The 22,684-nt window shown below is 50.3% G+C and carries 18 protein-coding genes and 1 other RNA gene; 7 read left to right on the top strand and 12 right to left on the bottom strand.

The window, feature by feature from the left end; genetic code table 11:
* The 10 genes from M979_RS04740 to ydiJ form a co-directional block, all read right to left on the bottom strand.
* Entirely contained in the window at positions 1-1,410 is a 1,410-nt protein-coding gene (locus M979_RS04740) for an aldehyde dehydrogenase family protein (protein ID WP_064553931.1), read from the bottom strand.
* A 15-nt stretch (positions 1,411-1,425) separates the two neighbouring features.
* Positions 1,426-1,713, bottom strand: a complete 288-nt coding sequence (gene eutN, locus M979_RS04735) for an ethanolamine utilization microcompartment protein EutN (RefSeq protein ID WP_034455941.1) — start codon at positions 1,711-1,713, stop codon at positions 1,426-1,428.
* 90 nt (positions 1,714-1,803) lie between these two features.
* On the bottom strand, positions 1,804-2,097 hold the full coding sequence (gene eutM / locus M979_RS04730; RefSeq protein ID WP_034455942.1) for an ethanolamine utilization microcompartment protein EutM: 294 nt from the start codon (positions 2,095-2,097) through the stop codon (positions 1,804-1,806).
* 63 nt (positions 2,098-2,160) lie between these two features.
* Positions 2,161-3,183 carry a phosphate acetyltransferase gene (pta, locus tag M979_RS04725; protein ID WP_034455944.1) on the bottom strand — a complete coding sequence of 341 codons (1,023 nt, stop codon included), beginning with the start codon at positions 3,181-3,183 and terminating at the stop codon, positions 2,161-2,163.
* Complete coding sequence (eutT, locus tag M979_RS04720; RefSeq protein ID WP_064553930.1) at positions 3,173-3,982, bottom strand: ethanolamine utilization cob(I)yrinic acid a,c-diamide adenosyltransferase EutT; 810 nt, start codon at positions 3,980-3,982, stop codon at positions 3,173-3,175. The genes pta and eutT overlap by 11 nt, the downstream gene beginning before the upstream one ends.
* Before the next feature lie 12 nt (positions 3,983-3,994).
* Positions 3,995-4,681 (bottom strand): ethanolamine utilization acetate kinase EutQ, encoded by a 687-nt coding sequence (gene eutQ / locus M979_RS04715; RefSeq protein WP_064553929.1) that lies wholly within the window; start codon positions 4,679-4,681, stop codon positions 3,995-3,997.
* Complete coding sequence (gene eutP / locus M979_RS04710) at positions 4,678-5,139, bottom strand: EutP/PduV family microcompartment system protein (protein ID WP_064553928.1); 462 nt, start codon at positions 5,137-5,139, stop codon at positions 4,678-4,680. Before eutP ends, eutQ begins: the two co-directional genes overlap by 4 nt.
* A 4-nt stretch (positions 5,140-5,143) precedes the next feature.
* Positions 5,144-5,479, bottom strand: coding sequence for an ethanolamine utilization microcompartment protein EutS (eutS, locus tag M979_RS04705; RefSeq protein ID WP_064553927.1), 336 nt, complete (start codon positions 5,477-5,479; stop codon positions 5,144-5,146).
* A 209-nt stretch (positions 5,480-5,688) separates the two neighbouring features.
* On the bottom strand, positions 5,689-6,099 hold the full coding sequence (gene menI, locus M979_RS04700) for a 1,4-dihydroxy-2-naphthoyl-CoA hydrolase (RefSeq protein ID WP_034455950.1): 411 nt from the start codon (positions 6,097-6,099) through the stop codon (positions 5,689-5,691).
* Positions 6,096-9,152 carry a D-2-hydroxyglutarate dehydrogenase YdiJ gene (ydiJ, locus tag M979_RS04695; RefSeq protein ID WP_064553926.1) on the bottom strand — a complete coding sequence of 1,019 codons (3,057 nt, stop codon included), beginning with the start codon at positions 9,150-9,152 and terminating at the stop codon, positions 6,096-6,098. Before ydiJ ends, menI begins: the two co-directional genes overlap by 4 nt.
* Before the next feature lie 390 nt (positions 9,153-9,542).
* On the opposite strand from ydiJ, the gene ydiK reads away from it, so the two are divergent.
* Together ydiK and rprA are read left to right on the top strand one after the other, a co-directional pair.
* Positions 9,543-10,643, top strand: a complete 1,101-nt coding sequence (gene ydiK / locus M979_RS04690) for an AI-2E family transporter YdiK (protein ID WP_034455952.1) — start codon at positions 9,543-9,545, stop codon at positions 10,641-10,643.
* Positions 10,644-10,828: 185 nt separating this feature from the next.
* An RNA gene (gene rprA, locus M979_RS04685) (antisense sRNA RprA) lies at positions 10,829-10,935 on the top strand.
* Positions 10,936-11,065: 130 nt separating this feature from the next.
* On the opposite strand, the gene M979_RS04680 is transcribed toward rprA, so the two are convergent.
* Entirely contained in the window at positions 11,066-13,447 is a 2,382-nt protein-coding gene (locus tag M979_RS04680; RefSeq protein ID WP_064553925.1) for a glycoside hydrolase family 3 N-terminal domain-containing protein, read from the bottom strand.
* Between the two features lie 322 nt (positions 13,448-13,769).
* Between M979_RS04680 and M979_RS04675 the strand changes: the two genes are divergently transcribed.
* On the top strand, positions 13,770-15,167 hold the full coding sequence (locus tag M979_RS04675) for a glycoside-pentoside-hexuronide (GPH):cation symporter (protein ID WP_064553924.1): 1,398 nt from the start codon (positions 13,770-13,772) through the stop codon (positions 15,165-15,167).
* 149 nt (positions 15,168-15,316) lie between these two features.
* Here the strand turns inward: M979_RS04675 and ppsA are convergent, their stop codons facing one another.
* Positions 15,317-17,728 carry a phosphoenolpyruvate synthase gene (gene ppsA / locus M979_RS04670; protein WP_064553923.1) on the bottom strand — a complete coding sequence of 804 codons (2,412 nt, stop codon included), beginning with the start codon at positions 17,726-17,728 and terminating at the stop codon, positions 15,317-15,319.
* Between the two features lie 285 nt (positions 17,729-18,013).
* Between ppsA and ppsR the strand changes: the two genes are divergently transcribed.
* The 4 genes from ppsR (at position 18,014) to M979_RS04650 (ending at position 22,683) form a co-directional block, all read left to right on the top strand.
* A complete protein-coding gene (ppsR, locus tag M979_RS04665; RefSeq protein ID WP_034455956.1) occupies positions 18,014-18,847 on the top strand; it encodes a posphoenolpyruvate synthetase regulatory kinase/phosphorylase PpsR in 834 nt (277 codons plus the stop codon).
* Positions 18,848-19,006: 159 nt separating this feature from the next.
* Positions 19,007-20,053, top strand: a complete 1,047-nt coding sequence (gene aroH / locus M979_RS04660; RefSeq protein ID WP_064553922.1) for a 3-deoxy-7-phosphoheptulonate synthase AroH — start codon at positions 19,007-19,009, stop codon at positions 20,051-20,053.
* A gap of 203 nt (positions 20,054-20,256) precedes the next feature.
* Complete coding sequence (gene hemP, locus M979_RS04655) at positions 20,257-20,421, top strand: hemin uptake protein HemP (protein WP_034455958.1); 165 nt, start codon at positions 20,257-20,259, stop codon at positions 20,419-20,421.
* 285 nt (positions 20,422-20,706) lie between these two features.
* On the top strand, positions 20,707-22,683 hold the full coding sequence (locus M979_RS04650) for a TonB-dependent hemoglobin/transferrin/lactoferrin family receptor (protein ID WP_064553921.1): 1,977 nt from the start codon (positions 20,707-20,709) through the stop codon (positions 22,681-22,683).
* Position 22,684: the final 1 nt, after the last annotated feature.

Raw genomic sequence — 22,684 nt, 5'->3', positions numbered from 1 at the left:
TTAAACGATGCGGAAACCGTCGACCAGTACGCAACGACGCAGGCGCACAAAGGTTCTGGCCGATGTCACACCTTCGCCCGTTGGTGTGGTGATGGTCATGGAAGTCCAGCCTTCGCCCCCCAGCCCCAGACCGGCAATACAAGATCCATTTTTGACAAAAATACTGGTGTCGATGGCATTCGCCATGGCGTTCATATTATCGATATTGCGCGAATGCATGGCCGCCGTGTGGTGACATCCGCCTTCCAGTTTCACAGCCAGAGAAATACCTTCTGTCACGTTAGCCACGCGGATCACCGGCAATACTGGCATCATCATTTCTGTTACAGCAAAGGGATGGCGCGCCGTGGTTTGTACCAGCAACAGGCGAGTTTCAGGCGCTACGTTAAGACCAATAGTCGCAGCGATTTTGGCGGCATCACGCCCAACCCAATCTCGGCAAACTTGCCCTTTTCCCTGCTCATCAACATTTTTCAACAAAATGGGTAACAGCTTTTCAGCCTGCTCATCGTTGAGCAAAACCGCGTGGTTGCGCTGCATTTCTTCCAGCAAAGCATCAGCTACGCTTTCCACTACGATCAGCACTTTTTCGTCAGCACAGATAATGTTGTTATCGAACGAAGCACCATTCACGATGGCTCTTGCTGCACGAGGAATATCGGCGGTTTCGTCCACCACCACTGGCGGATTACCGGCACCCGCGGCAATCAAACGTTTGTTAGTATGTTTTCGCGCAGCATCCACAACGGCTTCGCCACCAGTGACCACCAGCAAGCCAATTCCGGGATATTTAAATAAACGCTGTGCGGTTTCGATATCTGGATTCAGAACCGTCACCAATAAGTTCGCCGGCCCGCCAGCTGCCACAATCGCTTCGTTAAGCCAGGTAATGGTTTGCTGCGAGACTTTTTTTGCTGCCGGATGGGGCGCAAATACCACGCTATTTCCTGCGGAGATCATACTGATGGCATTATTGATGACGGTTGCCGCCGGGTTGGTGGATGGTGTAACAGAGGCCACCACACCCCACGGGGCGTTTTCGATGAGTGTCAGACCGTTATCGCCAGTTAACACTTGAGGTGTCAGGCACTCGACGCCTGGCGTACCGCGCGCCTGAGCAATATTCTTAGCGCATTTGTCTATAACCCGGCCCATTCCAGTTTCAGCCACAGCCATTTCTGCAAGCGCCTGCGCATGTTGTTCACCTGCGAAGCGGATTGCCGCAACTACTTTCTGGCGCATCGCCACGCTGGTTAAAGATTTTTGTGCTGTAACGGCTGCCTGAAACGCATCATCCAGGGAGGAAAATACACCTACGCTGCAAGGTTTTGTGACGGGTTCTGAGGTCGCATTAGCGGCCATACCTGCCAGCACGGCTTTCACCACTTGCTCAATTTGTTGCCGATCCATGTCGCTTAACCCTCACTATTTATGGAAGATTATCTCTCTATCCATGACCACTTCATCGACGATGCCTATCACGCACATGTCGACCGGAGAGGCTTCACTGTGGTGTGCCTGGCGGGCGGAACTGCCCCCCACCAACAGCACCCATTCGCCGTTCCCGGCACCAATGCTGTCGGTGGCTACTGCACACTCGCCGCTCGGTTCACCCTGGCGGTTAATCATTTCCACCATCAACAATTTGTCGTGCTCAAGCCCGCTGTGGCGGACTGTGCAAACGATTTGACCAATGACCATTCCCAGCTTCATGCTCGCCTCCGGACAACATTCAGGTACAGCCCAGGCTGCCCGTTAATCGAGTTAAAGAAAGGTGACGTCCGGGGATGACGTCACCGATTATCAATCGATGGTTTTGTCGCTACCCAGGCCAATCGGGAAGACTTCTTCCAAATCGCCATGTGGACGCGGGATAACGTGAACAGACACCAATTCGCCAATACGCTGGGCTGCAGCGGCCCCGGCATCCGTTGCAGCTTTACAGGCCGCCACATCACCGCGAACCATTGCGGTTACCAGCCCGCCGCCGATTTGCTTCACGCCAACCAGTTTGACGCGTGCGGCTTTAACCATCGCATCCGATGCTTCAATCACTGCAACCAAACCTCTGGTTTCGATAAGTCCTAGTGCTTCCATGATTTATTCCTCTCACTCGGTTAAAAATCTGTTTTCATGCGGGTTCGATAATCGCCCTCTCCCTTACGTCAAGAGTTCGACTGTTTGCTCCCTTTCCCTCAGGGAAAGAGATGGGATGAGGGTCGTTTGAGCAACCAACACCAGCTCAATAATTTCACGCGTACTGCAGCCACGAGAAAGATCGTGTAAAGGTGCGTTCAATCCCTGAATCAATGGGCCAAGAGCACGAAATCCTCCCAGGCGTTGTGCAATTTTGTAGCCAATATTGCCCGCCTCCAGCGACGGGAAAACGAATACATTCGCCTGCCCTCCCAGCACACTTTCTGGCGCTTTTTGCGCCGCGACCTGGGGAACAAACGCAGCATCAAATTGCAGCTCGCCATCCACACAGAGATCTGGAGCACGTTCACGTACCATGTCTGTCGCCTGTTGGACACTGGCAACACAAGGATGCCTGGCGCTCCCATTAGTTGAAAATGACAGCATGGCGACGCAAGCGGATTGCCCTGTGATGGCCTGCCAGCTTTCTGCGCTGCTGATAGCAATATCAGCAAGCTGTGCGGCGGTGGGTTGTGGCACCACACTACAATCAGCAAATCCAAGGATCCGCTCACCTTCTTGCGGTAACATCAAGAACAGCGAAGAGAGCGTTTTTACCCCGGGTCGCAGGCCGATGACTTTCAATCCCGCGCGTAAAACAGCAGCGGTAGAGGAGATATTTCCGGCGATACACACATCAGCTTTACCTGCCTGAACCATCGCCGCCGCAAACCAGATTGGATCGCGCAAGCGTTCTACTGCGTCATCCGGGGTTTTATCGCCCAGACGCTGCACAAGCTGCTGGTAAAACTGTGCCTGCCAGTCAAGTGACGCTGCCGGGTCAATGATGTGTAACCCGTCGAGCGGTAATCCAGCAGCAAGGGCAAAATGGCGTAAGGCAAACGGATTGGCCAACAGAATGGGCTGCGCCAGAGCGTGGTGTTGCAGGTAATGCGCCGCTTCAATTACGCGGGCATCTTGCGCATCCGGAAAGACGATACGCTTAGGCTGGCTTTGCGCCTGGCGACGACAGCGATCAAGCAGCATGTTTGCCTCCTGCCAGCCGCCGTTGCAGCGCATCCGCATTTGGCCACTCTTTTTTCAGACACAGGATCATCAGTACATAAACCGCGCTAGAAAGCCGGTTTAGCGCTTGCAATAAATCGGCTTTTTGTACGTGGTAATCCGCGCCAATAAACACCGTTGCAGCACAGATTTCTGTTTCACGAATTTTGGTGCGCAGCAGATTTAACAGCGCAACATCACGCCCATGAGCCGCATCAGGAACCAGATGATCGTGCCCAAGGTATTTCAGCGGTTGATGCGATAAACGGTGTAAATCATCAGCCGATAAACCAAAGATTTGTTGTTCTGCCAGCGCCTGTTCCAGTGCATCAGCACGCATAATGTTGCCGAGCAACGAGCGAATATCCGCCAGCCAAAGTGCTACTGTTTTATCAAATTCGGTTTGCAGCCATACCGCTGTAGCAATCGAACTATCCAGGCTGGCGCGAAACGCCAGCCGAGGATCATTTTTCGCCACAAATACTTGCGCATTAAGATGCGTCAGGGTGTCTGGTTTTTCTTTCACTTGTTGCAGGCAAAGCTCGCAATGCGCGACCGAAGCCACAGACTCGCTTGTCAAGCCATGTACCGGCTGCAACTGTTCTTGAGCTTCAACAAACAGCCGCCCGTCCTCATCCTGAAATTTCACCAGTAAATGGCGAGCGTCGATCAACTCACGGGCAGATGGCGTCATACGACTGTCAGCAGGAAGGCGAATTTCGCTCCCTTCGCTGAGAGTGTGGTTTGCCCGCAGCCAGTCTTCGGTGATGAAGGTGCTCATAAGCGCCCCGTCTCAACATTCCTGCCAATTGGCAGGCCAGGCGACATACAGAAAACGAACGTGGCTAGTGGTGCCAAATTCAATACTGGAGCCTTTCGGGATAAACATCACATCGCCTGCTTTCCCGATAAGCGTTTCGCCTTCGTGGCGAATATGTAACTCCCCTTCCAGCACCATATCGATTTCGTCGTAATTCAGGGTCCAGGGGAAAAAACCATTTTCCCACTGCATAAAACCAGCGGCCATGCTGCTGCCATCTGCTCCCGTCACGAGATCGGTTAATCCAACGCAAGGTTCTTGAGCACCTTCAAAACGGCCAAACTTCACCGAACTGCCATCAATGACTTTGATGCCGCCCTTGCCGGTTACAGCCCGAAAACTGGGTTGCATTCCACCGGCGGCGCGCGTTTTCTGCTCTTGCTCAACCTTTTCAATAAGCTGCGCCACCAGGGTTTCAGTAAATTGGCCTTCCGGCAACTGAGAGATGATCTCTTCACGAATACGCTGGCGTTCAGAACGCGGCGGTGTATTGTCTGCGACCGTTTGGTTCGCCCCTTCTTCCACTAACGCTATCCCCAGTTGCTCGGCAACAACACGGGCTTCCGGAGTGACGATAGATTCTTTGAGCACAAAAGAAATTGTTTTATGACCGTTGCCATCCGCTTCACGCACATCATTAGCCGTAATGAGTTTTTTCATTGAACAGGTTCCTCCCGGCCACACTCTTCAGCCAGATAATCCTCAAGTTGCCTGACGCTTACAGCATCCAGGCTGTTCAGTGCAAATATTGGCGGCGTAAACCCTGCATCAATTAACATCGCCTGCGTCTGCGCAATATTTGCTTCGGGCAAATCAATTTTGTTTATTACCGCAACGCGTGTCAGGCGAGGATAAATATCCAACAACCCTGCAGGAATACGGCATTGCGGTTCATTGGCAGCGTGGACATATATCAATAATTCCGCATCGACCAGGGTATTAATTAATGCAGAATATAAACGCGGATGGCTAAAAAATTCCCCTGGCGTATCAATGTTTCCCACATCGCTAAATTCAACCGCTTGCGTTTTTCGAGCCAGTGAATAATTTCCCTGCAATGCATTAAATAATGTTGTTTTACCTGCGCCTACGGTGCCAACAAAAACGATGCGTTTCATTTGACTAACTCCGCGTCAGCGTACAGACGGTATAACTGAGAATGTTGCTAAGGCCGGTTATCGTTTGTTGTAATGCTTCTTCTACCGAACCTACTGAGCCGTAAACCACTAACGCGCCGCTAAATCTGTCCAGAAAACCTATTTGTACGCTGGCGGATTTTGTGGCGAGATCCCCCGCTATCATCGCCGTTTCACCGGGAGTCAGCGTCATAATGCCAATTGCTTCAGCGCCTGGCACACCTATTTTCTTTGCCAGTTCTTCGCCTGGATGGGCAATTAAATGTGCCAGTGTTACCTGTTTTCCAGGAACAAATTCCTGAATAATGCGTTCCTTTTCCATTGCGCCTCCTGAAGAATTACCTCCATGCTGACAATAAATCGCAAAAGGGAATAACAAATTTCGGCAACTAATGGGGAAAGGTGAAGTAGATCACTCAATAAATACAGAAAAGCACGGTTATTCATTTCAGGATGTAAATAAAATGCGGCGGGATAATATCCCACCGCCATTATTATTTATTTTCGAATAATTCCTGGGAAGGCTATTTATCACACTACCGCGGTTGTTAAACGCGATGTGCAGCAAAGCCGCCCCTGCTCGTCGCTTATTTCGATTTGCCACACCTGATGGCGACGGCCAACATGCACTGCCTTACACACTCCGCGCACGATGCCTTCTCGCGCGGATCGCAGATGGTTGGCGTTGACTTCAAGCCCGACAATTTTCTGCTCGCCTTCGGTACACAAATAACCCGCCACCGAGCCAAGCGTTTCCGCAAGTACAACGGACGCTCCGCCGTGCAGCAGACCAAACGGCTGACGGGTGCGGTGATCAACCGGCATGATGGCTTCCAGCTCGTTATCGTCAATGCGGGTAAAAACAATACCCACATGCGCCACCATATTCTCGGCGCCCATTTTATTGAGCGCATCCAGATTTACTTCACGTCGCCAGATCATCCCAGAATCTCCAGTAGCGCCTGTAGCGGATGGCGAACACCGTTGCCTTCCACACGTTTTACCTGGCTACGGCAAGAATATCCGGTTGCCAGGCAGCGTTGGCGTGGCAGGCGCTGCATTGCCTGGTGCCATGAAAGCTCGTAAATCCCAAGCGAGTTCGCATGGTTTTTCACTTCATGCCCGTAGGTTCCCGCCATGCCGCAACAGCCGACGCTGACGTTTTCCAGTTTTGCGCCCAGGCGGGCAAATATCGCTGCCCACTGGTTCGGTGCCGTCGGCAGCGCGGTGACTTCTGTACAGTGGCCAAACAGATACCACGACTCCCCACCTACGCTTGTCATTTCACGTTTTTCCAACACAGCAGGCAGCCATTCGTGAACCAGTTGCACGTGGAAGTCACCCCGTTCCTCACCCAGCGTTTGTTTGTATTCATCGCGGTAACAGAGCACCAGCGCCGGATCGACGCCGACCATTGGCATTCCCAGTTTTGCAATACGGTTCAGGAACTCAGAAGTTTTACGCGCGGTACGGGCGAATTTTTGCAGAAAACCTTTGATATGCTGAGCTTTACCGTTTGGTGAAAATGGCAGAACTACTGGTTCCAGCCCAAGCTTCTCGACCAGGCGCACAAAATCAGCCACCACCTGCGCATCGTAGTAACTGGTGAACGGATCCTGCACCACCAGCACCGTTTTGGCACGTTTCTCAGCGCTGTAACTTTCAAGCTGTTCAAGCGTGGTGTTTGCTGAAGTGTGCCCTACTAACTGCTGCTGCAACGATGGCGTTGAAAGCATTGGTAGATCGATCATGCCGATATGTTTGGCAGAAAGATTGCGCACCCACGGCTGGCTCATAAAGAAGTTAAAGGTTTTCGGCGCACGAGCCATCAGCGGCGCGTAGCTTTCGACGGTGGCCACAAGGTGGTCGCGCATCGGGCGCAAATAACGCGTGTGATAGAGCTGTAAGAAGCGCGAGCGGAATTCCGGCACGTCGATTTTTATCGGGCATTGCGTGGAACAAGCTTTACACGCCAGACAACCGGACATCGCCTCTTTCACTTCATGGGAGAAATCGTACTCGCCTTTGCGGGCATGCCAGGAGTTACGGCTACGTTCGATAAGCGTACGTAAACTGGCGCGTTTCTCAGGTAGCTGTTTTTCCAGCGCGTCCGGGTCAACGCCACGATCCGCCAGCAGGCGCAGCCATTCTCGCGTTAGCGTCGCACGGCCTTTCGGGGAGTGAATACGGTTGCTGGTGATTTTCATCGATGGGCACATAGGGCTTTTCACATCGAAGTTAAAGCACAAGCCGTTACCGTTACACTCCATCGCTCCGCGCCAGGATGTGCGCACCGCAATCGGAATTTGGCGGTCAAACGTGCCGCGCTTCACCGCATCAACCTGCATCATGGGGTCATCCACACCTAACGGCGGGCAGATTTTGCCAGGGTTCAGGCGGTTATCGGGGTCGAATACCGCTTTAATGCGACGCAGTTCTTCATATAACGTTTCGCCAAAGAATGCTGGACTGTATTCGGCGCGGAAGCCTTTACCATGTTCGCCCCACAACAAACCGCCATATTTCGCAGTGAGCGCAACCACATCGTCAGAAATGCGCTTCATCAGCACTTCCTGATGCGGATCGGTCATATCCAGCGCCGGGCGCACATGTAAAACGCCCGCGTCAACGTGCCCAAACATGCCGTAACTCAGGTTATGGCTATCAAGCAAAGCGCGGAACTCAGAGATGTAATCGGCCAGATGATGCGGCGGCACGCAGGTATCTTCCGCAAACGGGATAGGTTTGGCCTGCCCTTTTGCGTTACCGAGCAGGCCAACGGCTTTTTTGCGCATGTTATAAATGCGCTCGATGCCGGCAAGCTCAGTACAAACCTGCCAGCCGATAACGCCGCCTTCACCTTGTGAAATCAGCGAGTCAAGACGCTCGCATAGTGAAGCAACCTGGCCTTCGATGAGTTCCAGGTCATCCCCCGCAAACTCCACAATGTTCAGGCCCAGCATCTCTTTGCCAGGAACATCGGTGATTAATTCGCTGACCGAATGCCAGATAATATCCTCACGCGCCAGGTTCAGGACTTTTGAATCGACAGTTTCGACGGAGAGCGCACGGGCTTCTACCATAAACGGTGCGTTGCGAAGCGCAGAGTCGAAGGAGTCATACTTGATATTCACCAGGCGGCGCACTTTTGGCAGGCGCGTGATATCCAGTTTCGCCTCAGTGATAAACGCCAGGGTACCTTCTGAACCACAAAGAATGCGCGTCAGGTCGAACTGCGAAAGGTCGTCGTTGAAAACGTGTCGCAGATCGTAGCCGGTCAGGAAGCGGTTAAGTTTCGGGAATTTGTCGATAATCAACTGGCGTTGTTCGCGGCAACGCTCAAGAACCGTGTTATAAATCCTGCCGGTTGGGCTTTCATCGCGCCCCATTTCTTCAGCAAGCATTGTCGCCATTGGGTGCGTGTCGAGAATATCTCCCCCCAACAACACAGCACGAACGCCCATAACGTGGTCAGACGTTTTGCCGTAAACCAACGAACCTTGCCCTGATGCATCGGTATTAATCATCCCACCGAGTGTTGCGCGGTTACTGGTGGAAAGTTCCGGCGCGAAGAAATAACCGTAAGGTTTCAAATATTGGTTGAGCTGATCTTTAATCACGCCCGCTTCGACTCGCACCCAACCCTGCTCGGGGTTAATTTCAATGATGCGATTCATATAGCGTGACATGTCGACAACGATGCCTTTATTCAAAGACTGACCGTTAGTGCCGGTGCCGCCACCACGTGGTGTAAAGACCAGAGTTTTGAAGCGTTCTTCAGAAGCCAGTCTGGCAAGTAATGCCACATCGGCCGTAGAACGAGGGAATAACACCGCATCTGGCAACAGTTGATAAATACTGTTGTCAGTAGCCATAGTTAACCTGTCAGCGTAGCTGGTGGCGGTATCGCCGGTAAAACCTTGTTGTTCCAGTGCCTGCAAAAAATTGAGCACCAATTGAACAAGACCTGGTGCCTGAGAAATTTGTGGGATCATTGACTTTCCGACCCTGCCTGACGTTGTATACCCATCATTCTTCAAGCAGCAGTGGGTTGGCTGCAACTCGAATGCTAAAGGGTAAAAGAGTTATGAGTTATCGTTTGCGTTTGCTTCCATTTGTACCCTAAATCATTCGAGTTACAGCCTGGCAGCAAAAGAACTTATTCCGATGAGCTTACATAAGTAAGTGATTCGGATAAGTGAATTCAGCCAACACCGCTGTAGTCTGATGAATGACGGGTATTTATTTTTTAACACATTTTATTCAGACATTCCCGTCTGTTTTGTACCTGTCCAAAATCGAGGAAATACATCATCATTAACACATCCGCTTCGCGGTTTTAACGTGGCGTTTTGCCCGTTATCAGTAATTAAGGGATTTTATCTATGGTTAAAGTGAGTCAGCCAAAGGATCTGCTACAAATCCTGCTGTCGGTGTTGTTTATCTCGGTGATGATCATCGCCTGTTTGTGGATAGTCCGCCCATTTGTTCTTGGTTTTGCCTGGGCAGGTACAATCGTGCTCGCCACCTGGCCACTGATGCTCAAAGTTCAGAAATTATTGTGGGGGAAACGTTCGCTTGCCGTTCTTGTGATGACGCTATTGCTGTTGATGTTGTTTGTTATTCCGGTTGCGTTGCTGGTAAATAGCCTGGTGGATAACAGCGGCCCGGTTATTGATTGGGCGACCAAAGGCAATATGGAGTTACCGAAATTTGAGTGGCTTAATACCATTCCGCTTATTGGCGACAAACTCTACGCAGGCTGGAATACACTCGTTGAGAGTGGTGGCAGTGCCATTATGGCTAAGGTACGTCCATACATCGGCACCACAACCACCTGGTTCCTCGGCCAGGCGATACATGTAGGCAGTTTCCTGATGCATTGTGGCCTGATGTTGTTATTTAGCGTGTTGCTGTATGCGAAAGGTGAAACGCTAGGCAATGGGATTCGCCACTTTGCATTCCGCCTCGCGGGGACTCGTGGTGATGCTGCAGTATTACTTGCCGGGCAAGCGATTCGTGCTGTAGCACTTGGTGTTGTTGTCACCGCGCTGGTTCAGTCGGTTTTAGGCGGTGTGGGGCTTGCCATTTCAGGTATCCCAAATGCGACGCTGCTCACCGTGGTGATGATGTTATGTTGCCTGGTGCAAATTGGCCCATTGCTGGTGCTGGTGCCTTCGATTGCCTGGTTGTACTGGACCGGTGATAACACGTGGGGCACGGTGCTGCTGGTATGGAGCTGCGTAGTAGGCACGATGGATAACTTTATCCGTCCGGTACTGATTCGTATGGGTGCGGACTTGCCCATGATCCTGATTCTCTCAGGCGTTATCGGAGGATTGATTGCCTTTGGTATGATTGGCTTGTTTATCGGACCGGTTCTACTGGCAGTCTCTTACCGTTTAATTTCGGTATGGATGCACGAGGCTCCCGCGCCACAGGATGATCCGAATGAAGTGGTAGAAGTCCTGGAAGAACGCGAATAAAACCCTGCAGTAATCTTATGTCGCCCCTTCCATGGGGCGACATAACGAAATCAATTAACAACACTTATTAATTCAAACCTTTGATTCTGCAAACATGCCGTAATGTGGCTCTAACCGTTTACTTTCTATTAACTATTGAGACGAATCCGAGTGACGCTCCAGGATGAGATGCCTACTATTACTTCACGGCTATGAATCAACACATTGATTTATAAGCATGGAAATCCCCTGAGTGAAACAACGAATTGCTGTGTGTAGTCTTTGCCCATCTCAACGATGGGCTTTTTTTTATCTTTTTATCCCCGTCATACTTCAAACTACAGCGGTGTTGGCTGCACTCAAAATCCCCAGTCATTTACTAAAGTAAACTCCTGGGGATTTGCTCCCTTGCCGCCTTGCTGTAACTCGAATTATTTAGGGGATTACTTTAGATATTCAATCTTGCAATGACTCACCATTCGCCAGTTACCACCAATTACCTTAGTGTCACCAGTGATCATCACACATCCAGAGCTTCGAATATCCGCACTGGAAGCCCCGACACGAATCTCAAACTCGCCAGGTTCAACTACGCGATCGCCGCGGCGGGAAGTGAAATTCAACATATCTGTTGGGACATTAAAAGTGAGCCGTGCGCGAGCGCCTGGTTCAAGATGCACCCGCTGGAACGCTTTTAATTCCTGAACAGGGCGCACCATTGATGCGACTTTATCGTGAACATACAGCTGCACAACTTCACTCCCGGCCACCATCCCATTATTGCTCACGGTGATGCCAACGCTAACTACGCCGCCGTCATTAGGAACATCTCTGCTTTCAAACTGTAGCGAACCGTAATCAAATTCAGTCCAGGTTTTACCAAAACCGAATGGGTAACGAGAACCAAAATGGAAAGCAAACGGTGTGCCGCCGCTCTTCAGTTTATGATTGTAGTAATAGGGCATCGCCCCCGCGCTTTTGGGGATGGAAACGACCAGCCGCCCGCCAGGCTCTGCATGGCCGGTAATAATATCGGCGATCGCATGGCCGCCCTCTTGCCCCGGCGCCCAGGCCATTAATAGCGCCGCAACGTTATCTTCCTGACCACCCAGGTTGTATGGCCGCCCACCGGTCATCACGACAACTACCGGTTTGCCAGTAGCAATCAACGCATCAAGTAACTGTTGCTGCACGCCAGGCAACAACAGACTATCCGTGTCTGAACCTTCTCCAACCGTACCGCTTTGGAACAAACCGGATAAGTCCCCGACGCACAGCACCACAACATCGCTTTGCTCAGCGGTTTTCACGGCCTCAGGAATCAGTGACATATCATCTGACACCGGTGATGCCTGCATCTGTTTGCCACCGCTATCACCGGGAAATACCGGCGCGCCAGCCATGCGTTTCTCAATAATGTGGCAACCTTTGCTGTAATGCACATTATCGCTGCCCAGTTGATTACGTAGAGCTTCCAGCGGCGTTGTCACTTGCGAGGTTTGCTCAAGCATATCGCTGATAATCAGATGCACCGGGAAACTATAGCCGCTCAGGAGTGCAAGCGGATCATCAGCCGTCGGGCCAATCACCGCAACGCGTGGCTGCCCCTTCAACGGTAACGTTCCGTCGTTTTCAAGCATGGTGATTGACCGTGTCGCCACGTCCCGAGCAATCTTTACGGTGGCTGCACTTTGCAGCACCACACCGCTTTCATCACGGTAAGGATGCTCAAATAAGCCAAGTCGGAACTTCTCTTTTAATACGCGAGTTACAATCTCATCGACTTTTTGCATAGTGATAAGTCCGCGCTCTACTGCTTCAGAAAGATGGCGAGCACAATCATCTTTCGGTAGCTCCACATCCAGCCCAGCATTAAATGCCAGCGCCGCAGACTCTGCTGCATCATGTGAAACACCATGATGTTGATGCAGCAAGCTCACGCCGCCGTAATCGGCCACAATCAGTCCGTCAAAGCCCCACTGCTCACGCAAGACTGTGGTCATCAGGAATTCGTCAGAGTGACCCGGTTGGTTATCAATATCGTGATAAGCCGGCATTACCGAACCCGCATTAGCGAGCTTCACCGCCATCTCAAACGGCAGCAGGAAAATATCGTTTAGTTCGCAAAAACCAAGATGAACCGGAGCGTGATTACGCGCACCTTCACTAAATGAGTGACCAACGTAATGTTTCAGCGTGGCTAACAGGTCACGGTTTTTACCCTGCAAACCTTTGACATAATGCGTCGCCATCATCCCAACCAGCCACGGGTCCTCACCAAAAGTCTCTTCCGTACGGCCCCAACGCACATCGCGCGACACATCTAGCACCGGAGCCAGCCCCTGGTGGCAGTTGGTTGAACGAGCCTCTTCGCCAATAGCAGCAGCCGCACGTTCAATCAGATCCAAATCCCAGGTCGAGCCATAATTCAGGGATGAAGGAAATAACGTAGCATCTTTGCACAACAGGCCCACCAGACACTCTTCATGAAACAGCGCCGGAATACCCAGTCGGGTTTCTTCTAACAGCGTTTTCTGTAAGCGGTTAGCGGCACGCACGCCTTCTTTGGCATCAACAATATGAGTGCCCAATGGTCGAGTAATTTGCCCCACCCCCAGTTTAATACGCTCGGTAAGTGCCGACTGTTCCTTTACCCCTGCAAATTCATCGCTTAAATCCGTGCGCTCCCGGTGGTTACCATCACTTGATAAAACCAGCCACCATGCATGCATTTGGGCAAATTTTTCTTCCGGGGTCATGCGCGACAGCAGATCAGCGACACGTTCATTTACCGGGCGGTGAGCATCCTTATAAATGGCAGACATAATATTCCCCTTTCGAGTTCAGCCATCCACGCGACTGTTCGCGAAGATAATTTTTTAATTATCAATATGGGTGATGAATGAGGGAGTAAACAATTGCCAGAATAGACTGAGAGATTACGTTTTTTGGTTTTTAACGGTAAGTGTGATGGGGTTCAAAAATATGCATGAAATAAGGAAAATTCACTACAAAGAGAATGGGATAAGAGATAACCCCGTCACAATTGATAAGAAACATAAAACATAAATTAAAAATTACAATACTCCTGTTCAGATTCACCACATATAACTAGTGGCATGTTCCGACTCTTATAAAGGTGAATGTATGTCGGTATTAACTGAAAAAATTACCATCAAAGAAAAACTGGGGTTTGGACTGGGTGACGCGGCAAGTCACATCGTGTTTGATTCTTCAGTTGCCATTCTCGCTTATTTCTATACCAATATTTATGGTTTACCCCCGGCAGTAATGGGGACTTTATTTTTGGTCGTCAGGGTACTGGATGCGATTACGGATCCTATTATGGGTGCCATTGCCGACCAAACAAAAAGTCGCTGGGGCCGATTCCGTCCGTGGTTATTGATAATTTGTGTACCATTTGCGGTAAGTTGTGTGTTGGTTTATTCAACGCCAGGTTTTGACCAAACCGGTAAAATTGTCTACGCCGTTCTCGCATATATATTCATGACATTAATGTATACCGCCATAAATATTCCATATTGCTCGTTGGGTGCTGCAATTACCTCTGATCCAAAGGAAAACCTTTCTCTGCAATCATGGCGTTTTGCCATTGCTCCAATCGGTGGTGCAATGGGTACCGCGCTAATTCTGCCGCTGGCTGATTTCATTTCCCCAACAGACAGAGCCGCGGGTATGCAGTGGGCGATGGGTATTTTTGGTGTTATTGGCTGCGTGATGTTCTTGGTTTGTTTCTTCACCACCCGCGAACGTATTACACCAGTAAAAGAAGAAAACCTGAATATTATGCGCGATCTGAAAGTTTTATTAAAAAATGACCAGTGGCGTATTTTGTCTGTTTATAACCTGGCGATGTTATGCGGTGTTGTGGTGCGAGGGAGTTTATTGGTCTATTTCGTACAATATATCCTTAATCAGGGTAGTGGCGTTATTTCTATGTTTATGCTTGCGACTACCATCGCTGCAGTATTCGGCAGTTTATTTGCAAAAACCCTTGGCAGTTGGATGTGTAAAATCCGTGCTTCTATTTGGGTAAATGTGCTGAGCGCATTAGTCGGGTTATTGTTCCTTGTACTTCCAACCAACTACTGGGTCCCGGCTTTCCTGGTGCACATTGCGCTTAATATATTGCAAGGCATCAATGCTCCACTGCAATGGTCGATGATTACCGATGCAAATAACTACGGCGAGTGGAAAACCCAACGCCGTATCACCGGAATGAACGTTGCAGCGAATATCTTCATTATTAAACTGGGTGTCGCAATTGGAGGCGCATTAACCGGATGGGGCCTGGCCTGGTTTGGTTATCAGGCTGGTGTAGAGCAGCAATCGGCCGAAGCTGTACGTGGTGTGTTAATTCTATTTACAGTACTACCGGCAGTTTTCTACATAATTACTGCGATATCGATTCGTTATTACAAACTGACCGAAGACAAAATGAATAGTATTATTGGTGATTTGCGGGTGGGTAAATTCCAGTCGCAAAGTGAAGTTACCGGGGTGATGACGCCGAAAGCATTATGATAAAAAGGATCATGCGCTTTATAGGTCAGTTAAGTACATCATTAACCGGCTGCACCGATTAAAAGGGTGGATGGCGTTAACATTTTTCCACCCTACAACTAATTCAATCAACTACATACTAAGGCTCCTCAACAATGAGGAGCCTTTTTTTATTTCTTGGTTTCTGCCAGACTCAGCCAGGTTTGCACCACGGTGTCCGGGTTCAGAGAAAGACTATCGATCCCCTCTTCCATCAGCCAGGCCGCAAAATCTTCATGGTCGGATGGACCCTGACCACAAATTCCGACATATTTACCCTGTTTCTTCGCCGCTTTAATTGCCATCGACAACAGTGCTTTCACCGCGTCGTTACGCTCATCAAACAGCTCCGAAACCACCCCGGAATCGCGATCCAGACCCAATGCCAGTTGAGTCATGTCGTTTGAACCAATGGAGAAGCCATCAAAATATTGTAAGAACTCATCGGCAAGCAAGGCATTCGATGGGATCTCACACATCATGATGATTTTCAGCCCGTTCTCACCGCGTTTCAGACCCTGGCGCTCGAGTTCTTCAACCACCGCTTTTGCCTGAGCCACTGTACGGACAAACGGCACCATAACTTCGACGTTGGTCAGGCCCATTTCGTTACGCACACGCTTCATCGCAGCGCATTCCAGGGCGAAACAGTCGCGGAAGCTGTCAGCGATGTAACGACCTGCGCCACGGAAACCTAGCATCGGGTTCTCTTCTTCAGGTTCGTAACGCTCACCACCAACTAAATTGGCGTACTCGTTAGATTTGAAGTCAGAAAGACGGACAATCACACGTTTTGGCCAGAATGCCGCGCCAAGTGTGGCGATCCCCTCAGTCAGACGACCGACGTAAAACTCAACCGGATCGTCGTAGCCTTTCATCATCTCGCGGATTTCGTTCTGCAAGGCAGGCTCTTGTTGGTCGAACTCCAGCAACGCACGCGGATGCACGCCAATCATACGGTTGATAATAAATTCCAGACGCGCCAGCCCCACGCCTTCGTTCGGCAGGCAGGCAAAATCAAATGCACGATCCGGGTTACCGACGTTCATCATGATTTTCAGCGGCAGGTCCGGCATGGTATCTACTGTGGAGCTTTTGATGCTGAAATCCAGCAGTTCCTGGTAAACATAACCGGTGTCCCCTTCAGCGCAGGAGACCGTCACGTTCTGGTCATCCGTCATCCGTTCAGTGGCATCACCACAACCGACAACCGCAGGAATTCCCAGTTCACGCGCGATAATCGCTGCGTGACAAGTACGCCCGCCACGGTTGGTAACAATCGCCGCCGCCTTTTTCATGATCGGCTCCCAGTCAGGGTCGGTCATGTCAGTGACTAAAACGTCACCTGGCTGAATGCGATTCATCTCGCTAATATCATGAATCACTTTAACCGGGCCAGCACCGATGCGATGGCCGATAGCACGCCCTTCGGCAATAATTTTACCCTGAGCATGCAGCTGGTAACGCTCGGTGACCTGGCCCTGAGAACGCACGGTTTCCGGACGCGCCTGGACGATATAGAGCTTGCCGGTGTGCCCATCTTTTGCCCATTCGATATCCATCGGGCGGCCATAGTGCTTCTCAATCTGTACAGCCTGTTTTGCCAGTTCCTGCACTTCTTCAGGCGTGATAGAGAACTTATCACGGTCAGCTTGCGGCACATCTTCAATGCGCACCTGTTTGCCGTGCTCCTGGCTTGGAGCATAAACCATGCGAATCTTCTTCGAGCCCATATTGCGGCGCACAATTGATGGTTTACCGGCAGCTAATGTTGGCTTGTGAACGTAGAATTCGTCCGGGTTAACCGCTCCCTGCACCACCATTTCACCCAGGCCATAAGCGGAGGTGATAAACACCACCTGGTCAAAACCAGACTCAGTGTCGATGGAGAAGAGCACACCAGATGATGCAAGGTCTGAACGAACCATGCGCTGAACGCCTGCCGAGAGCGCCACGCCGCGGTGATCATAACCCTGGTGGACGCGATACGAGATAGCACGGTCGTTGAACAGAGAAGCAAAGACATGCTTCACGGCAATCAGTACCGCGTCATAACCTTGTACGTTGAGGAAAGTTTCTTGTTGTCCGGCAAACGACGCATCTGGCATATCTTCAGCTGTTGCAGAAGAACGCACAGCAAAAGAGGCATCAGCATCGTCTGCGGAAAGTTGTTCGTAGGCGTCGTGAATGGCTTTTTCAAGCGTAGGCTGGAATGGCGTATCGATTATCCATTGGCGGATTTGCGCACCAGCTTTGCTAAGCTCCGTCACATCGTCAATATCCGTTTTATCCAGCAATTCATAGATACGCTGGTTCACACCACTCTGGTCAAGAAACAGGTTAAATGCCTCGGCCGTGGTGGCAAAACCATTCGGCACGGAAACACCCATGCCTGAAAGGTTAGTAATCATTTCACCCAGAGAGGCATTTTTGCCTCCGACCCTGTCTACATCATTCATGCCGAGTTGGTTATACCAAAGCACCAGCGGTGACGAGTTGGACATCGAAACAATCCTTTTGTGATATATGAATGAGAAATACATTACATCCCTTTTAGATTGGCATAATTGGCGGCCTGAGTGAAACGGGTGAATCGTTCAAGCAAAATAAAAATTTGAAATTTTCAGATATATTTACCTTTTACGTAACTTGTTGATTCTTAATTTAATCCCTATATTAATAAAGGTTTATCGAAACAATAAAAATGAACCGTACATTTCATTAAAAATAAAAACTACGTTTCAGTTTTAAAAATGAAATGAGATTGATCCATGATGGAAGGTTTTAATTTATGCTTCAGCCTATGTGAAACATTTCAGGAATAAAAAATGGATAACTCAGCAGACAGGCAAGTTTTTTATATTTCCGATGGCACCGCGATTACCGCAGAAGTCCTTGGACACGCGGTTATGTCGCAGTTTCCTGTTGCCATTAACAGCATCACGCTGCCGTTTGTTGAAAACGAAAGCCGGGCCAATGCAGTGAAAGAACAAATCAATGCTATTTATCTGCAATCTGGCGTGCGCCCACTCGTGTTCTACTCCATCGTTTTACCCGAAATTCGCGATATTATTTTGCAAAGTGAGGGTTTTTGTCAGGATATCGTGCAAGCGCTGGTCGCCCCTTTACAGCAGGAATTAAAGCTGGAACCGACGCCGATTGCTCACCGAACTCATGGCCTGAATCCGGGCAATTTAATCAAATATGATGCACGTATTGCTGCCATTGATTACACACTCGCGCATGATGACGGCATTTCAATGCGCAATCTCGATCAAGCACAGGTTATCTTGCTGGGCGTATCACGCTGCGGCAAAACCCCAACCAGTTTGTACCTTGCGATGCAGTTTGGTATTCGGGCGGCAAACTACCCGTTTATAGCCGACGATATGGATAATATTCAGCTGCCAGCAGTGTTGAAACCTTTGCAACATAAGCTCTTTGGTTTGACTATCAACCCAGAGCGTCTTGCAGCAATTCGTGAAGAGCGCCGTGAAAATAGCCGGTATGCGTCGATGCGCCAATGCCGCCTTGAAGTGGCTGAAGTTGAAGCCCTGTTTCGTAAAAATCAGATTCGCTATCTCAACAGTACCAATTACTCCGTTGAAGAGATGGCGACTAAGATCCTCGATATCATGGGCTTAAATCGTCGCATGTACTAACAAACTAGTGCAAAGGTGCAATTTTGTATGGTAGGGTGTACAGAATCTGGTGGTTACGATTCAGTTCTACGGTTGAATTCAACATAAATTGGTTTATCGTGACTGCCATCACTTCCCGGTACTCCTGCCGAGCTGAAGACAAAATTTCTGAGACACCCAATGAATAAAACAGATGAATTGCGTACAGCGCGCATCGATAGTCTGGTAACACCTGCGGAGTTAGCACAGCGTCTGGCTGTATCCCAGGAAGTTGCACAAAATGTAACGGCTTCACGTCGTCGTATCGAAAAAATTCTTAATGGCGAAGACAATCGCCTGCTGGTTATTGTTGGCCCTTGCTCGATCCACGATCTGGATGCGGCCATGGATTACGCCCATCGATTGCAGGCTGCGCGTGAGAAACATCAGCACCGTCTTGAAATCGTGATGCGTACTTACTTTGAAAAACCGCGCACAGTTGTGGGTTGGAAAGGGTTAATTTCAGATCCCGATTTAAACGGTAGTTACCGTGTAAATCACGGTATCGAGCAGGCGCGCCGCTTGCTGTTGCAAGTCAACGAGCTTGGTGTGCCAACAGCGACCGAATTTCTCGATATGGTGATCGGGCAGTATATTGCTGATTTGATTAGCTGGGGCGCGATTGGTGCACGTACCACCGAAAGTCAGATCCACCGTGAAATGGCCTCCGCCCTTTCATGCCCGGTCGGCTTTAAAAATGGCACCGACGGAAACACGCGTATTGCAGTTGATGCCATTCGTGCCGCCCGCGCCAGCCATATGTTCCTTTCGCCGGACAAACACGGCCAGATGACCATTTACCAAACCAGCGGCAACCCGTACGGTCATATCATCATGCGCGGCGGAAAACAGCCAAACTACCACGCATCCGACATCGCCGCTGCGTGCGACAGCCTGCATGAGTTTGATTTGCCAGAGCAACTGGTAATTGATTTCAGCCATGGTAACTGCCAGAAGCAACACCGCCGCCAGCTCGAAGTTTGCGAAGATGTATGTAATCAAATTCGCAACGGTTCGCGGGCGATTGCGGGCATTATGGCTGAAAGCTTCATTCGTGAAGGCACACAGAAAATTATTGCAGGGCAGCCACTGGTGTACGGCCAATCTATTACCGACCCTTGTCTGAACTGGGAAGATACAGAAACGCTGCTCGATATGCTTGCAGAGGCAACAGAGAGCCGTTTCTAAATTTTCGGTGGATAACAATCATCCACCCTACAACAGCCTTTCCCCGGTCGGATTAGCGTAAGCAACATCCGACCTTTTTCTCTCTTCCGCTCAAAATTGATCCATTCACAAATTTCTTACAAATAACACTTGATGATGAAACATAGTTTATTGATAATGATTATCATTGTTACATTGATTGTCATTTGTAAACAGAGTGAAACATGGATAAAGCATTCACCCCTACGAATCCGCAATCTGCGGCTGGCCCACGTCAGATAGACAGCAAGCTTTTGCTCGGCCCTGACGGGCGTGTGGTTATTGTTCACGAAGGCCAGCAATACCAGTTACGTCAGACTCAGGCCGGGAAGTTAATCCTGACCAAATAATCCCTAAAATACTTCAGGTTGTAGATGCTTTGGCTACTCGCCTTCCTGCGACTCGAATTATTTAGGGAAATAGTACCTAAAACCAACCCAAATTATTTCTTCGAAATAGTTCGAGTTGCATCGCGGCGGCATAGTAACGAATCCCGATGAGCTTACATAAGTAAGTGATTCGGGTGAGTGACGCAGCCAACAAAGATGCGGCTTGAAATATGAAGGAGAAACGCAAGCCACCCAGGTCATACCCAGGCAGCCAGCGCTTTTAAATTTTCCTATGGAGATTTGCGCATGCCTGCTTTACACACAGTCGGCTTCCGTCTGTCATTACTGACTGTTGCGGTTTTTTCTGCCCTGCCCGCTTTCGCGAAAGATGATCAAATGACCGTGGTAGCCACCGGCAACCAACGCAGTACATTTGAAGCGCCAATGATGGTCACCGTGATTGACGCAACTACCCCTGAAAGCCAAACCTCATCATCTGCCGCCGACATGTTGCGCCGCGTGCCAGGGATCACCCTTTCCGGCACCGGCCGCACCAATGGCCAGGACGTCAGCATGCGCGGTTACGATCGCCGTGGCGTGTTGATGCTGGTTGATGGCGTCCGTCAGGGCACGGACACCGGGCACCTCAACAGCACGTTTCTTGACCCGGCTTTAATCAAGCGTATCGAAGTGGTGCGCGGCCCGGCAGCTCTGCTATACGGCAGCGGCGCACTCGGCGGTGTGATTTCTTATGAAACAGCAGACGCCAGCGATTTGCTATATGAAGGTCAGAACAGTGGTTTCCGCGTGTTTGGTAGCGGTGCAACGGGCGATCACAGTGTCGGAATGGGTGCCAGCGCCTTTGGCCGCATGGATAACCTCGATGGACTGGTTGCCTGGTCGAGCCGCGACCGTGGCGACATTCGCCAGAGTGATGGTGAAACGGCTCCGAATGATGAAAATATCAGCAACTTCCTGACTAAAGGCACCTGGTATATCGACCCGGCGCAATCTCTTGCAGGTTCTGTGCGTTATTACAATAACGCCGCGCAGGAACCTAAAAACCCGCAAACCACCAATGCAGATCCGAGTAACCCGATGGTTGATCGTTCAACCATTCAGCGTGATGCACAGCTGAAGTACCACATTGGGCCAGACCAAAGCGACTGGCTGAATGCCGATGCTACCGCTTACTGGTCTGAAGCGCGTATCAACGCGCAGGGCCAAACTGATGGTGCTGAATTCCGCAAACAAACGACAACAGGCGGAAAAGTCGAAAACCGCAGCCGCGCATTTACCGACAGTTTCGCAGCCCACCTGCTGACGTATGGCGGTGAGTATTATCGTCAGGATCAAAAACCAGGCGGCAACACCACGGGTTTCCCACAGGCGAACATCGACTTTGGCTCCGGCTGGTTACAGGATGAAATCACCCTGCGCGATCTGCCTGTTTCCCTGTTAGCCGGTACACGATATGACAATTACAGCGGTAGCAGTGATGGCTATGACGATGTAAATGCAGATAAATGGTCATCCCGTGGTGCGTTATCCATTACACCAACCGACTGGCTGATGCTGTTTGGTTCTTATGCGCAGGCATTCCGCGCCCCGACCATGGGCGAAATGTATAACGACGCGAAACACTTCTCTATCGGCACGCGTTACACCAACTACTGGGTTCCGAACCCGAATCTGCGCCCGGAAACTAACGAAACGCAGGAGTACGGTTTTGGCTTACGCTTTGACGATCTAATGCTGGCTGAAGATGGCCTCGAATTTAAAGCCAGCTACTTCGACACCAAAGCAAAAGACTACATTTCTACCACCGTCGATTTCGCCAAAGCGACCACCATGTCCTATAACGTCCCTGATGCCAAAATCTGGGGTTGGGATATGACGGCGAAATACACCAGTGCGTGGTTCAGTTTAGATCTGGCCTATAACCGCACCCGTGGTAAAGACACCGATACAGGTGACTGGATTTCAAGCCTTAACCCGGACACGGTCACCAGCATTCTGGATGTACCCGTTGCTCAAAGCGGTTTCTCCGTGGGCTGGGTGGGTACTTTTGCTGAACGCTCAACGCATATCAGCAGTAGCTATAGCGCCCAGGCAGGTTACGGCGTGAACGATTTCTATGTCAGCTATACAGGCCAGCAGCAGTTACGCGGGCTAACCACTTCCCTGGTACTGGGTAACGCCTTTGATAAGGAATACTGGTCGCCACAGGGGCTCCCACAAGATGGCCGTAACGGCAAAATCTTCGTTAGTTATCAATGGTAAG

The organism is Buttiauxella noackiae ATCC 51607, from assembly GCF_001654865.1.
Taxonomy (GTDB): domain Bacteria; phylum Pseudomonadota; class Gammaproteobacteria; order Enterobacterales; family Enterobacteriaceae; genus Buttiauxella; species Buttiauxella noackiae.
The sequence above is the reverse complement of the archived record's forward strand: the minus strand, read 5'-3'. Positions and strand labels throughout refer to the sequence as shown.

Coding starts and splice junctions, on each gene's coding strand:
- M979_RS04680 (WP_064553925.1), bottom strand. CDS start 13,447: ATGTCTGCCATTTATAAGGATGCTCACCGCCCGGTAAATGAACGTGTC.
- ppsR (WP_034455956.1), top strand. CDS start 18,014: ATGGATAACTCAGCAGACAGGCAAGTTTTTTATATTTCCGATGGCACC.
- eutP (WP_064553928.1), bottom strand. CDS start 5,139: ATGAAACGCATCGTTTTTGTTGGCACCGTAGGCGCAGGTAAAACAACA.
- aroH (WP_064553922.1), top strand. CDS start 19,007: ATGAATAAAACAGATGAATTGCGTACAGCGCGCATCGATAGTCTGGTA.
- eutS (WP_064553927.1), bottom strand. CDS start 5,479: ATGGAAAAGGAACGCATTATTCAGGAATTTGTTCCTGGAAAACAGGTA.
- eutQ (WP_064553929.1), bottom strand. CDS start 4,681: ATGAAAAAACTCATTACGGCTAATGATGTGCGTGAAGCGGATGGCAAC.
- eutM (WP_034455942.1), bottom strand. CDS start 2,097: ATGGAAGCACTAGGACTTATCGAAACCAGAGGTTTGGTTGCAGTGATT.
- ydiJ (WP_064553926.1), bottom strand. CDS start 9,152: ATGATCCCACAAATTTCTCAGGCACCAGGTCTTGTTCAATTGGTGCTC.
- M979_RS04650 (WP_064553921.1), top strand. CDS start 20,707: ATGCCTGCTTTACACACAGTCGGCTTCCGTCTGTCATTACTGACTGTT.
- ydiK (WP_034455952.1), top strand. CDS start 9,543: ATGGTTAAAGTGAGTCAGCCAAAGGATCTGCTACAAATCCTGCTGTCG.
- menI (WP_034455950.1), bottom strand. CDS start 6,099: ATGATCTGGCGACGTGAAGTAAATCTGGATGCGCTCAATAAAATGGGC.
- ppsA (WP_064553923.1), bottom strand. CDS start 17,728: ATGTATTTCTCATTCATATATCACAAAAGGATTGTTTCGATGTCCAAC.
- eutT (WP_064553930.1), bottom strand. CDS start 3,982: ATGAGCACCTTCATCACCGAAGACTGGCTGCGGGCAAACCACACTCTC.
- M979_RS04740 (WP_064553931.1), bottom strand. CDS start 1,410: ATGGATCGGCAACAAATTGAGCAAGTGGTGAAAGCCGTGCTGGCAGGT.
- eutN (WP_034455941.1), bottom strand. CDS start 1,713: ATGAAGCTGGGAATGGTCATTGGTCAAATCGTTTGCACAGTCCGCCAC.
- hemP (WP_034455958.1), top strand. CDS start 20,257: ATGGATAAAGCATTCACCCCTACGAATCCGCAATCTGCGGCTGGCCCA.
- M979_RS04675 (WP_064553924.1), top strand. CDS start 13,770: ATGTCGGTATTAACTGAAAAAATTACCATCAAAGAAAAACTGGGGTTT.
- pta (WP_034455944.1), bottom strand. CDS start 3,183: ATGCTGCTTGATCGCTGTCGTCGCCAGGCGCAAAGCCAGCCTAAGCGT.